Raw genomic sequence first — 13392 nt, forward strand, 5'->3', positions numbered from 1 at the left:
TATGGCATCGGCGGCGCATCTATTGAAAAAACTGGCTTCGCAGACCGCGGTGTACGGGATCAGCGCGATTCTTTCCAAATTTCTGAATTACCTGCTGACCCCTTACCTGACGCGGGTCATGCCCGATGCGACGTACGGGCAGGTCAATCTGTTGTACGGGATCATTCCGTTCGCGAACGTGGTGCTGACCATGGGACTGGCGACCGGTTATTTCCGTTACGCCGCCAAATGCCGGACACTGGGAGACAAACGCCGGCTTTTTACCACCACTTGGGGGGCCGTGAGCTTTATGGCCCTGCTGTTCGGGTTGCTCATGGGGTTCGGCAACGGGTCGCTGGCCGAAGCGATGCGTCTGGCCCCGGAATGTATCGCCGCGATGACGGCCCTGATCGTGGTGGACAACGTGGCGGCCATTCCGCTCGCCGCCTTGCGCGAACAGGGAAAAGCGGTCTATTACACGGTGGTCAATGTCTCCGGCGTGCTGGTCAATATCACCGCGTGTATCCTGTTTTATACCTATGTTCCGGGGGCTTCGACCGATCCGTTCTGGGTGCTGGCGGCCAATCTGATCGCCAGTTCCGTGTCGCTGCTTCTTTTGTTGCCGAATACGATCAAACTGGTGTCGAAATCTTTTTCGCCGCAGCTTTTAAGGAGTATCTTCACCTATTCCATCCCGCTGATGATGGCGGGTATCATGGGGGTGGCGGGCGACTTCATCGACCGCCAGCTGATCTATTTCATGCTGCCCGAGGGGATTGCCGACGCGCAGCTGGGTATCTATACCGCCGTGGCTAAAATCGCGGCCCTGCTGATGATTTTCCGGCAGATTTACACCCTCGGGGCGGAACCGTTTTTCCTACAGGGATTTTCGAAAGAGGATTTCCGGTCGGCCAACGCGGCGGCGACCAAATATTTCATTATCGCGGGTATCGCCATCTATCTGCTGCTGTCTCTTTTCGACCGGGAATTCGCCTATATCGTGGGTTCCGATTACCGCGGCGGCATGGGAGTATTGCCGTTGCTGTTGCTGGCCAACCTGCTGGCCGGGATTCTGGTCAATCTGTCGTTCTGGTACAAAGCGGCCGACAAGACGCGCGTGGCTGTCTGGATTACCGGTCTGGGCGTGGTCGTAACGCTGATTATCAATATGCTGCTGATCCCGTCGATGGGCTATCGGGGGGCGGCCGTAGCCCGCGTGGTGTCGATGCTGTTGATGGTGACGCTGAGCTATGTCCTCTGCCAGAAGTATTTTCCCGTACCGTTCGACCTCAGGCGGATCGGGTTCTATTTCCTGCTGGGGGGCGCGATATTCGGACTGTCGTACGCCACGGCCCTCCTGCCCGGATGGGGACGCATGACGCTCAATTTTTTACTACTTTTGATATACCTCCTGACGGCCCTGAAGGTCGAACTGGGAGGACGGAAAATCAGTGCATTATGGAAAAAGTGAAAGTGATCAACCGGTCCGGCAATCCGCTGCCGGCTTACGAAACTTCGCAGGCCGTGGGGCTGGACGTGCGGGCCGATATCCGGGAACCCTGGACGATCGGGCCTCTGGAACGGGTGATGGTTCCTACCGGGCTGTATTTCCAGATTCCGGAAGGGTACGAGATACAGGTGCGGCCCCGGAGCGGGTTGGCGGCCAAACACGGGATCGCGGTCATCAATTCGCCGGGGACGATCGATCCGGACTACCGGGGCGAGTTGAAAGTGCTGTTGGTGAACCTCTCCAACGAACCGTTCGAGATGCAGCCGGGCGAGCGGGTGGCGCAGTTGGTGTTCGCCCGTTACCAGCGGTTGGAGTGGGAAGAGACCGTCGTGCTGGACGAAACGAAACGTGGCGGCGGCGGTTTCGGTTCGACGGGGGTAAAATGATCGTTATGCGGTTTCGGCGTTTTTTATATGCGTTTCTTTGCCTGCTGCCGCTGGCGGCGGGTCTGTCGCCGGCGGCGGCGCAGCAGGACGGCGGCCGGAAACGGCAGCAGAAGGCTTCGCTGCTCTATCTGGAAGGGGTGAAACGACAGAATCTCGGTACGTTGCGAGAAGCGGCACGGCTGTATGAAGCGGCGATCCGCCAGGTACCCGAACATGCGGCGGCGTACTACCGATTGTCCGGTATCGCCCGGATGATCGACGATCCGACAGCCTCTTTGCGCTATGCGCGGCGGGCTTACGAACTGGATACGGCCTGCCGCGATTATGCCGACAATTATGCCCGGATGCTGACCGTTACGGGCGATTATAAGGCCGCCGACAGCCTTTTTTCCATGCTGCTGGAACGGGACCCTTCCGATTTCGAAACAATGTCCCTGCTGGCCCTTTTGAAGCTGGAAACGGGCCTGCCCGCGGAAGCGTTGGCGCTGATCGACACGGCCGAAATCCGAGGCGGGATAAGACCCCCGATGGTCGATATCAAACGGCAGGCGCTGATTCGGACGGAACGTTATGCCGAGGCTTTCGATTATATGTCCGAGGTGTGTATGCAGATGCCCGGCGAGGCCGGATTCCGTATTCAGTTGGCCGAACTGGCCGCAGCGCTGAGGCGTGACAGCGTGGCGGTGGCCAATTACCGGGCCGCCATCGAACTGGATTCGGCCGGGCTGGCTCCGCGCATGGCGTTGGCCGAATATTACCGGATCAAAGGGATGTGGCCCGAATATCCGGAAGCGTTGGTGCCGGTATTCGCCCATGCCGACTTTCCGGCCAAAGCTAAAAAGGAGTATTTCGATACCTATGTACGTACCTATCCGGAGGTGTACCGGCGTTATTTCGTCCAGATGGTCCGTTTGGCCGACGCCGTGTTGCAGGCGGCCCCGGACGACCCGGACGCCCGTGAATTTTATGCCGGGCACCTGATATACAGCGGCCAGTTCGATTTGGCGCACAAGTATCTGACTTCGCAAATCGGGGAAGGGAATGCCCCGTTGAAATTTTACCGGGATGTGATCGAAATGGCGCAATTCCGGGAACAGCCGGATACAGTGGCAGAATACATCCGGTTGGCGCGGCAGCGTTTCCCGCGCGACCCGGAGCTGGGTATGACGATACTTTTCACGCAGTTCCAGGCCGGAGACACGCTGGCGGCCGTCGCGACGGCGCGGGAGGTGATCCGCCGTTCCGAAAATGATTCGATAACCAGTTCGGCTTATGGCTTCTGCGGCGACATGGCCCATCTGAGGGGAGACGACAAAGCGGCTTTCCGTTATTACAGGCAGGCCCTCAAACTGACGCCGGACAGTCCCGTGGTACTCAATAATTTCGCTTATTATCTGAGCGAGAAGGGCCGCGATCTGGAAAAGGCGTTGGAGATGTCGGCCCGGGCGAACGAACTGGATCCGCAGAATGCCACCTATCTCGATACGCAGGCCTGGGTATTGTACCGGTTGGGCCGTTACGAAGAGGCGCAGACGCTCATGCGCCAGGCACTCGTGCTCGATACGTCGAACAGCGCCGAGTTGCTGCTCCATTACGGGGACATACTTTACGGTCTCGGAAAGACGTTTATGGCGAAGACTTACTGGCAGCGTGCGCTGGAGGCCGGCGCGGACGGCCGTGCGATCGAAGAGCGGCTCCGGTCGCTGGAAAAATGAGTATAATCCGAAATCCCGACAAATGATGAGACTTAACCGATATGCCGGCCGGCTGGCGGGAGCGTTGTTCGCGGTTGCGGCGTTCTCGGCATGTCCGTTGGCTGCGTCGGGGCAGGGGAGCGTGCGCGACGAGATCCGGCAGGCCGAAGCCGAAATCGCCCGGATCAACAAACTGGTCGGCGACACGCGGAAAGAGCAGGGGGCGACGCTCGGACACCTGAAGCTGGTCGGTACGAAATTGGAGAACCGGCAAAAGATCGTTCGCGGTATCGAGTCGGAAATGGGAACCGTTTCCGGGCGACTTCGGGCCAAATCGATGGAGGTCGAACAGCTCCGGAAACGTTATGACGAGCTAAAGCACAGTTACTCAGCGCTTATCAGAATAGCGTACAAAAATTATCGGAATAACAGCTTTCTTTCGTTCATCTTCTCGGCGCGTGATTTTACAGACGCGGCACGAAGACTTTATTATGTTAAACGAATAGGGGTCGATATCGAGAAAAAAGCCGGAGAATTGGAAGAACTTCGTCGGAAATTGGGAGCGGAGGTGTCGGCTCTGAACGACCGGAAGAGGGAACTTGCCGGTTTGCAGGAGGAACATACGGCGGAGGTGAAACAGCTGGAAGAGGAACGTGTGCAGTTGAAAAAGACGCAGGATGCGTTGAAAGGCAAGGAGAAGAAACTGTTGGCCGAGGCGGAAAAGCGGCGCCGGCAGATTGCCGAATTGGAGCGGAAATTGCAGGAGGCAGTCAAAGCCGATGTGAAGAAAACGAGCGGCAAAGCGGTCGCTTCGGGGCCTTTGACGGCGCAGTTCGCAGCGAAAAAAGGAAAGCTGCCGCGTCCGGTGGAGGGGGTAGTGGTGGATCGTTACGGCCTGCATAACCACCCCACGCAGAAAGGGGTCAAGGTCAATAATAAGGGGGTGAATATAGCCGCGAAAGCGGGAAGCGAGGTACAGTGCGTCTTTGCGGGCGAAGTCCGGAAAGTCTTTTTCTTCCAAGGGTTGGGCAATTCGGTCATGGTGCGTCACGGCGCTTATCTGACGATTTATGCCAACCTCGAATCCGTTTTCGTGCGGGAAGGGGAGGGCGTGATGGAAGGAAGTCCGATAGGGACGGTCGCGAAGGCGGCTTCGGGCCAGCAGGCGATTCTGCATTTCGAGGTATGGAAAGAGAGCGACAACCTGAATCCGGAACTGTGGATCCGGCGGTAATCTCAAAAACAGGATACTATGGCGATAACGTTCAATTCGGAAGATACGAAATTCAATATCGACGGCCGTAAACGCGAGACGGCCGCGTGGATGCGGGCCGCTGTCCGGGAAGAGGGGTTCGCCGCGGGGGAGATCAATGTGATTTTTTGCAGCGACCCCTATCTGCTCGAAATCAATCGGCAATATCTCCGGCACGATTATTTTACCGACATCATTACGTTCGATTATTGCGAAAACGGCGTTCTGTCGGGCGATCTGTTTATCAGCGTCGATACGGTGAAAGGTAATGCGGAAGAGTATGGGGTGATGTTCCACGTGGAACTTTTACGGGTTATCATTCACGGTGTCATGCACTTGGCCGGGTATAAGGATAAGACCGACCCCGACGCGGCCAAAATGCGGGAGCGGGAGAACCATTATCTGGCGCAGGCGCCGGAGGGGTTGTTGGAAGGGGTCGTATATAGGAGATAAGGATGAAATTCGAATACGATATTATTGTGGTCGGTGCGGGCCACGCCGGCTGCGAGGCGGCGGTCGCCTCGGCTCGCATGGGGATGCGGACGCTGCTGGTGACGATGGACATGGGCAAGGTAGCCCAGATGTCGTGCAATCCGGCGGTCGGCGGTGTCGCGAAAGGGCAGATCGTGCGGGAGATCGACGCCCTGGGCGGCCAGATGGGCATCGTGACGGACCGGACGACCATCCAATTCCGGATGCTGAACCGTTCGAAAGGGGCGGCGATGTGGAGTCCTCGGGCGCAGTGCGACAAATACGCGTTTTCGCAGGAGTGGCGGCGGGTGCTGGATTCGACCGAAAACCTCTATATGTGGCAGGACAGCGTGACGGAATTGCTCGTTTCCGGGGACAGAAGGGTAGAGGGTATTGTTACTCAATTAGGCGTCCGTTTTCGGGCTGCGCGGGTGATTCTGACGAACGGTACTTTTCTGAACGGTCTGATGCACGTCGGCCTGGCCCGGACCGAAGGGGGCAGGGCAGGGGACATGCCGAGCCGGGGACTTTCGGAACAGCTTAGGGGATTGGGTTTCGAGGTGGATCGGATGAAAACGGGAACACCGGCCCGTCTGGACGCCCGGACGATCGACTTTACGCGGATCGAAGCGCAATACGGCGATGAGGAACCGGAAAAATTTTCGTTCCTGCCTTCCGTCCGTCCGGTTCCTGTGGAAAGACAAATGCCTTGTTATCTGTTATATACGTCCTTACCGGTACACGATACGCTGCGTTCCGGCTTCGACCGTTCTCCGCTTTTCACGGGAGTCATCCGGGGGAAAGGGCCGAGGTATTGTCCGAGCATCGAAGACAAACTGCGTACGTTCGCCGACAAAGAGCAGCATCAGTTGTTTCTGGAACCGGAAGGACGTATGACGAACGAATATTACCTGAACGGTTTTTCGTCTTCATTGCCGTGGGAGGTGCAGGTAGCGGCCCTGAAACAGATCGAAGGGCTGGAAAACGTGCAGATTTACCGGCCCGGTTATGCGATCGAGTACGATTATTTTCCGCCCACGCAGTTGTATCATACGTTGGAGACCAAACGGCTGGAGGGGCTTTATTTCGCCGGCCAGATCAACGGTACGACCGGTTACGAGGAGGCAGCGGCGCAGGGGCTGATGGCGGGCATCAACGCCGTGCGCAGCCTGCGGGGCGAAGAACCGTTCATATTGGGGCGGGACGAGGCCTATATCGGCGTGCTGATCGATGATCTGGTGACCAAAGGGGTCGATGAACCGTACCGGATGTTTACCAGCCGGGCCGAATACCGGATTCTGTTGCGGCAGGATAATGCCGACCGGAGGCTGACGCCGGCCGGGAGACGGATTGGACTTGTTTCGGACGAACGGTGGGAGGCGTACACGGCCTCGGAGCGTCGGATTGAAGAGTTGTCGTCATTTTTGAAAGAGACGGCCGTAGCTCCGGACGAGGTGAACGGGTATCTGGCATCGGTCGGCGAATCTCCGGTAGAGCAGCGGAAAAAAGCGGCGGAATTGTTGCTTCGGCCGGGCGTAACTCTTTCCGGCCTGGCCGAAGCATTGCCCGAATTGGCGCGTTTCCTGGAAGGAATCGGCGCGGCGCGGGAAGACGTGAGGGCGGTAGAGACCGGCGTGAAATATGCCGGGTATATCGAAAGGGAACGGATGGTCGCGGAAAAGATGAAGCGCTTGGAGGGTATCCGGATCCCGGCGGGATTCGATTTCGAGGCGCTCGGATCCCTCTCTATCGAGGCCCGGCAGAAACTGACCCGTATCCGACCGCAGACTATCGCTCAGGCTTCGCGTATCCCGGGGGTATCGCCGGCCGACATCAATGTATTGCTGGTCTATTTCGGTCGTTAGTCGCAGTGTTCCACGTGGAACACCGGGCGATTTGGAAACGAAAGGCGAAACAGGTATATTTGGTACGGAGCTTGTTTCCGAAAGTGCCGTAAATTCGATGGGTTATGAAGAAATTAGTGGATAACTCCGATCTCGGAATACCTTATACCACCGTGTTGAATAAGGCTGTCGTCAAGTTGGCGCAGTCCATGCTGGGTATCAACAAGATCAATCGTCTCTATTCGGAAGCCTCCGGCAAAGAGGGAATCGATTTCGCCCGTGCGGTGCTGGATCAGTTGGGGATCGTGGCGGAGACGGATGCCGGACGGCTCGGTTTTATTCCGGAAAAGGGGCCTTTCGTGCTGGTTTCGAATCATCCGCACGGAGCTTTGGACGGTTTGCTCCTGATGGTCTTGGTCGCCCGTATTCGGCCGGATGTCAAGTTTCTGGGTAATTTCCTGCTGACGAAGATCGATACGCTGAACGAGTTTTTCCTGCCTGTCGATCCGTTCGATGCGAAAAACGGTCGTAATATTTCGGGGGTACGGCGTGCGGTGGAACATCTGAAAGCGGGGAGGCCGTTAGTCGTTTTTCCGGCCGGAGAGGTCTCCACTTATCGGAAAGGTTTTTCGAAAATCGAGGACAAACCGTGGTCCCGGTCGGTTTCCAAACTGATTCTCCGGGCCGGAGTACCGGTAATACCGGCTTATATAGAAGGATGTAATAGCTTGATATTCCATTTGTTGGGTAAGATACACCCGATGTTGCGGACGGTGCGCCTGCCGTTGGAGCTGATCAATAAGAAGGGGAGATCGGTAGCGGTGGCTTTCGGTTCGGCGGTGCCGGCCAAATTGTTGAAAGAGATCGGTTCGGCGGAGTCGGTTTCGGATTTTCTGCGGGCGAATGTGTATTGCCTGCGTTCCGTATTGACCGATACGGCGGCTGCGACGGAAGAGTTGGAGGCGGTACGCCGGGCTACGGTTTCGAGGTTGGGGTTCCGTAAAAAACGGAAGGCAGGGGGCGGGAAGTCCGTGGCGGATGAGTTGGCGGAGCCGGTCGATCCGCTTCTGCTGGGGCGCGAGTTGGATGCGCTTGCCGACGAACGGATGCTGACGCGGGTGGGAAATATGTGTCTTTTCTGTGCTCCGACATCGGTCATACCTCTGACAATGAAAGAAATAGCGAGGCTGAGGGAGGTGACTTTCCGGGCTGTGGGCGAGGGGACTCAACTGGAGACGGACAGCGACGAATATGATGACCTGTATGAGCATCTTTTTGTCTGGGATGCGGAAAAACAGGCGATCGCCGGGGCGTATCGGATCGGTTTCGGAGATGTGCTGCTGGACAACCGCGGGTTCGAGGGGTTCTATACTTATACGCTTTTCGAGTTCTCGCGCCGTTTGAACGATGTGCTGCGGCAGTCGATCGAACTGGGGCGTTCGTTCGTGGTGCCGGGGTATCAGCGGCGTTCGCAGACTTTGTTGTTATTATGGCGGGGTATTTTGCATGTTTTGCTGCGGAATCCGTCTTACCGTTACCTGATGGGGCCGGTGAGCATGTCGGGCGGCTATGCGATGGCGGCGAAGTGGCTGCTGATCGATTATATCAAGGCGAATCACTGGAATGCGGAGCTGGCTCGTTATGTGGTGCCGCGTAACGGTGTCGGGGCGCTGGGACGTCCGGCGGTGGATGAGGAGATGATCCGGAGGATCGTCTCGACGGATGAAATCGATAAGTTGATCCGGGATGTGGAACCTTCGGGGCAGGGGATGCCTGTGCTGATGAAAAAGTATCTGCAACTGGGGGGACGGGTCATGGGATTCAATATCGATCCGCTGTTCAACGATGCGCTGGATGCCATGCTGATTCTCGACCTGTGCGATGTGCCGAAGGATAAAATCGATATGGTGGCCAGGGAGTTCGCGGGCGAAAATGTCTATGAACGTTTCCGCTCCGTCGGTAATACGAAATTATAAACCGTTCTTTTATCCGTACTGTTCAGGTTTGAGGGTACTGTTCCTTTTGTTCACAAAAGGAACCGAAAAAACTTTTTGAGATGCTGGCGCATCTCCTGAACCTGCCGGGTACCCCCTTTTCTTTGACAGTCTTGTTTTGCAATGGCAGGGGGCTTTTCAGTCCAATACAATTTGGTTAGCTCCCTGCCATTGCAAAACAAAGAGCAGGCTCAATGCAAGAGGACTGCGGAGACTGAGGCGCACACGGCTGCTCGAAAGTTTGGCTTCGCCTTCTTCCTGACGCCTCGGCCATTCGAGTGAACTCGACGGCTCTCGGCTGCTGCGTCGGCTCTTTGGTTCTTTCTTTTCAAAGAAAGAACGGTTGCCTCAAAACTTAACGTACAGAATAAACGAACGATTGATATTACAGTTTCACGTGGAACATTATGGGGAAAAGGTTGGTTCAGAATATAACGTCCGAATATTTCGAAGCTATTTCCGCTTTGCATAAGCGGAACCGGGTTATGGTGTACGTCGAAGGGTACGACGATATACCCTTTTGGCGGTCCATATTCGATGAATTCGAAACTCCCGACCGGCGGTTCGAGATTTCGACCCCCGCACGGAACGACCTCGCCAAAGGGAAAAAAGTGGTTTTGCAATTCGCGGATCAGGCCGGGAAAAGCCTGATACTATGTGTCGATTCCGATTTCGATTACCTGTTCGGCGACCTCTCGTCGCAGTCCCGGACCGTCAATCACACCCCCTACCTGCTCCAGACCTATACTTATGCCATAGAAAACTACCTCTGTTATCCGCCCTCCCTGCATTCCGTTTGCGTGCGGGCGACCAAGAAAGACGCGCATATCTTCGATTTCGAAGAATTCATGGCCGAATATTCCCGGACCATATACCCCCTGTTCGTGTGGTACGCCTATGCCGCCCGTGTCGATCGTCCCACGATCTTTACACTGGCAGACTTTCGCAATACGGTGAAAATCAATTATATCAATGTGGAAGATAACGGCGAGGACACCCTGGAATGGCTCGGTAAGCAGGTGGCTAAGCGACTGCGGTTCCTTCGGGCCAAACACCAGAAACGGTTGCCCGAAGTCGATAAATTCGACGCTTATCTTCGGGAGAAAGGCGTGGTGCCCGAAGAGACCCATCTGTATATGCAGGGGCATGCTTTGTTGGACAATGTAGTTTCCGTATTGGTAGGTACCGTCTGCAATGCGCTCCGGAAGATGGCCGTAGGCCAGATATTGGGCAGTTCGCGGCAGGGATTGCCGCTCAATAACGAACTGAGTTCCTATAACAACTCTCTGTCGGACGTGGACGAGTTGCTGAAAAGCAATACGGGGTTCCGGTCGTGTCCGTTGTTCACCAAACTGCGGGCGGATATCGTGCGGATGCTGGAAAATTGACGATTCTTCGGAAAAATGGCTACCTTGTGAACGATTGTTGCCTTATGCCGGCAACGGTGAAATGTAAAACTGGAAAACAAATGACAGGACATTACGGATTTCGTATATCGGGCCGGATGGCGGCCGTGTTTTCGGGACTGCTTTTATGTGTGGGGACGCTCGTTTCGTGTTCGAGAGAACTGACGCCGGAAGACGCGCTGGGACAGATCGTGGAGCAGGCGGAGTTCCAGATGCCGTACTATGCGCCGATGCGTGTCGGGGAAATGGTTTTGACGGGGGATAACCACAAGAATAGCAGGCAGTATATCCGCAAACATTACGGTACGTTGATCGATGCGGGGCTGGTCGAGGTGAAGAACACGGACAGCAATACGTGGAGGACGGTAATCGACGTGCAGCTGACGGCCAAAGGGCAAGCGATGTCGGACTCGCGTCGTTCGACGGATAAGGAGGCGTATGTGCAGGTTTGCCGGATGGTGCCGGTGAAAATCGAGGAATTCCGCACGGTGTCGGAGGGAAATGTAATCGAATGCTCATACGTTTTCGAGGAGCGGGAAATCACTCCGTTCGGTGCGTACCAAGGGTTCCAGCAAGGACGGTCCTATAAAGATAAACGCACTTTCGTCCGCTCGCGCGGATCCTGGCATGTCCAGTGAATATTTGTTTAACCGTTCGTTTATTCCGTACTGTTCAGGTTCGAGGGTACTGTTGTCCGAAACGACGGCCTGCACCTAAACTTGAGGTTCGGCCTGTCGCCCTCCCCCCGTGGCGCGAAGCGCCAGGGCGACAAGGCCGGCGGTTCTGCGAACCGCAAAACCACGGGCTATCGTTCCGATCGAAAATCCTGAAGAAAAGGGCATCTGCCAAACTCAGGAGATACGATCTCAAAAAGTTTGGTTTCACCTTCTTCCTTGCGCCTCGGCCATTCGAACGAGTTCGACGGCACTCGGCTGCTGCGTCGGTTTTCCGGTTCTCTTTGTTCACAACCGACGCTGCCAGCGCATCCGGAGACCGCTTGCGGGCTATGGTAAGCGGCGAGGAGGAACCGAGTAGCGTTCCGAGACCAAAGACCGTTCACGGTCTTTGGCAAGGCAGCACGAGGAAGCCGCAGGCAAAACGAGCGAAGCGACGTTAAAGAGAACAGTACCCTCGAACCCAACAGTACAGAATAAACGAACACTTAAAAAGATATGCATATGAAATGGTTATCCGAGTTTAAGAAATTCGCTATGCGCGGTAACGTAGTGGATATGGCCGTCGGTATTATCATCGGTGCCGCATTCGGGAAGATCGTCAGTTCGCTCGTCAGCGACGTTATCATGCCCCCCATCGGCGTATTGCTCGGCGGCGTGGACTTTTCCAATCTGGCTGTTACCATCAAGCAGGCCAGCGGGGACACCCCTGCCGTAGTGATCGGATACGGGAAATTCATTCAGACCGTTATCGACTTTATCATCATCGCCTTTTCCATCTTCGCGCTCGTGAAATTCATGAACGCCCTCAAGAGCAAAGCCGAGACCGCCGCAGAAGCTCCGAAACCCGCCGAACCGACCAAAGAAGAGCAGTTGCTGACCGAAATACGCGACCTGTTGAAAGAGAAAAAATGATACCGGGCTTGTCCGTTTCGTTGGCTTTGGCAATCTTTCGGTATCGAAAGAAGGAAAAGTCTGAACGGAACCCGCTACAAAAGTTAGGAAAACAGAACATAAAGTGTAAGAGATGGGACTGATCGCCACCATGAGCAAGAAAGATAAAAAAGATATACCTTCGCTTGCCGAACTGATACAAATGGGAAATCATAAGACAGCGAGGAACATCCTGATTACCGGCGGCGCCGGATTTATCGGGTCGCACGTCGTGCGGCTTTTTTGCGAGAAATACCCCGATTACCGGATTTACAACCTCGACAAGCTGACCTATGCCGGGAATCTGGAAAACCTGAAAGACGTGTCCGGGAAATGTCCCAACTACCGTTTTATCAAAGGCGACATCTGCGATCTGGAACACATGCGCCGTATCTTTGCGGAGCATAAGATCGACGGCGTGATCCACCTGGCCGCCGAAAGCCATGTAGACCGCTCCATCAAAGATCCTTTCGCCTTCGCGCAGACCAACGTGCTGGGTACCCTCTCGCTGTTGCAGGCCGCCAAAGAAGCCTGGGACGGCGCCATGGGCGGCAAGCTCTTCTACCATGTCAGCACCGACGAAGTGTACGGGTCGCTGCGCGACCCCGGCACTTTCTTCGTCGAGACCACCCCTTACGATCCCCAGTCGCCCTATTCGGCCTCCAAAGCCTCCAGCGACCACTTCGTGCGGGCGTTCGGCAACACCTACGGCCTGCCCGTCGTAATCTCGAACTGCTCCAACAACTACGGGCCGAACCAGTTTCCCGAGAAACTCATTCCGCTGTTCATCAACAACATCCGACACAATAAACCGCTGCCCGTGTACGGTACCGGCGAGAACGTGCGCGACTGGCTTTACGTCGTCGATCACGCGCGGGCCATCGACACCATTTTCCACAGCGGCCGGGTAGGGGAGACCTACAACATCGGCGGATTCAACGAATGGCGGAACATCGACCTGATTCGGGTGATGATCGCCACGGCCGACCGTCTGCTGGGACGGCCCGCAGGGACGAGCGAAAAACTCATTACCTACGTGGCCGACCGCGCCGGGCACGACAAACGCTACGCCATCGACTCCGCCAAACTCCACGAGGAACTCGGCTGGGAGCCTTCGCTGCAATTCGAAGAGGGGATCGAAAAGACCATCCGTTGGTACCTCGACAACCAGGAGTGGCTCGACAATATCACCAGCGGCGCTTACGAACGGTATTACGAAGAGATGTACGGCGACAAATAGGAGTGCGTA

At 55.9% G+C, this 13392-nt stretch carries 11 protein-coding genes; all 11 read left to right on the forward strand.

Annotation, left to right across the window (positions count from 1 at the left end):
• The first annotated feature begins 1 nt into the window (after window position 1).
• The 11 genes from RIKMI_RS0106075 to rfbB all read left to right on the forward strand — a co-directional run bounded on the left by RIKMI_RS0106075 (window position 2) and on the right by rfbB (window position 13383).
• Window positions 2–1450, forward strand: a complete 1449-nt coding sequence (locus RIKMI_RS0106075; RefSeq protein ID WP_027290874.1) for a lipopolysaccharide biosynthesis protein — start codon at window positions 2–4, stop codon at window positions 1448–1450.
• Window positions 1438–1875 (forward strand): dUTP diphosphatase, encoded by a 438-nt coding sequence (gene dut / locus RIKMI_RS0106080; protein ID WP_027290875.1) that lies wholly within the window; start codon window positions 1438–1440, stop codon window positions 1873–1875. Before RIKMI_RS0106075 ends, dut begins: the two co-directional genes overlap by 13 nt.
• 5 nt (window positions 1876–1880) lie before the next feature.
• A complete protein-coding gene (locus RIKMI_RS0106085) occupies window positions 1881–3590 on the forward strand; it encodes a tetratricopeptide repeat protein (protein ID WP_169715502.1) in 1710 nt (569 codons plus the stop codon).
• A 22-nt stretch (window positions 3591–3612) separates the two neighbouring features.
• The gene (locus RIKMI_RS14295; protein WP_027290877.1) at window positions 3613–4803 is read left to right on the forward strand and encodes a murein hydrolase activator EnvC family protein; all 1191 of its coding nucleotides are present in this window, start codon (window positions 3613–3615) and stop codon (window positions 4801–4803) included.
• Window positions 4804–4821: 18 nt separating this feature from the next.
• Window positions 4822–5274, forward strand: coding sequence for an rRNA maturation RNase YbeY (ybeY, locus tag RIKMI_RS13225; RefSeq protein WP_051214387.1), 453 nt, complete (start codon window positions 4822–4824; stop codon window positions 5272–5274).
• A 2-nt stretch (window positions 5275–5276) separates the two neighbouring features.
• Entirely contained in the window at window positions 5277–7157 is a 1881-nt protein-coding gene (mnmG, locus tag RIKMI_RS0106100; RefSeq protein WP_027290878.1) for a tRNA uridine-5-carboxymethylaminomethyl(34) synthesis enzyme MnmG, read from the forward strand.
• Window positions 7158–7261: 104 nt separating this feature from the next.
• Window positions 7262–9112 (forward strand): lysophospholipid acyltransferase family protein, encoded by a 1851-nt coding sequence (locus RIKMI_RS0106105; RefSeq protein WP_037291600.1) that lies wholly within the window; start codon window positions 7262–7264, stop codon window positions 9110–9112.
• A 503-nt stretch (window positions 9113–9615) separates the two neighbouring features.
• Window positions 9616–10518: a DUF4435 domain-containing protein gene (locus RIKMI_RS13230; RefSeq protein WP_169715503.1), complete on the forward strand. Its 903-nt coding sequence runs from the start codon at window positions 9616–9618 to the stop codon at window positions 10516–10518.
• Window positions 10519–10598: 80 nt separating this feature from the next.
• On the forward strand, window positions 10599–11174 hold the full coding sequence (locus RIKMI_RS0106115; RefSeq protein ID WP_147288416.1) for a hypothetical protein: 576 nt from the start codon (window positions 10599–10601) through the stop codon (window positions 11172–11174).
• A gap of 540 nt (window positions 11175–11714) precedes the next feature.
• Entirely contained in the window at window positions 11715–12125 is a 411-nt protein-coding gene (gene mscL, locus RIKMI_RS0106120) for a large-conductance mechanosensitive channel protein MscL (protein ID WP_027290881.1), read from the forward strand.
• Window positions 12126–12306: 181 nt separating this feature from the next.
• On the forward strand, window positions 12307–13383 hold the full coding sequence (gene rfbB, locus RIKMI_RS0106130; RefSeq protein WP_027290882.1) for a dTDP-glucose 4,6-dehydratase: 1077 nt from the start codon (window positions 12307–12309) through the stop codon (window positions 13381–13383).
• Window positions 13384–13392 lie beyond the last annotated feature (9 nt).

This window comes from Rikenella microfusus DSM 15922 (genome assembly GCF_000427365.1).
GTDB classification, from domain to species: domain Bacteria; phylum Bacteroidota; class Bacteroidia; order Bacteroidales; family Rikenellaceae; genus Rikenella; species Rikenella microfusus.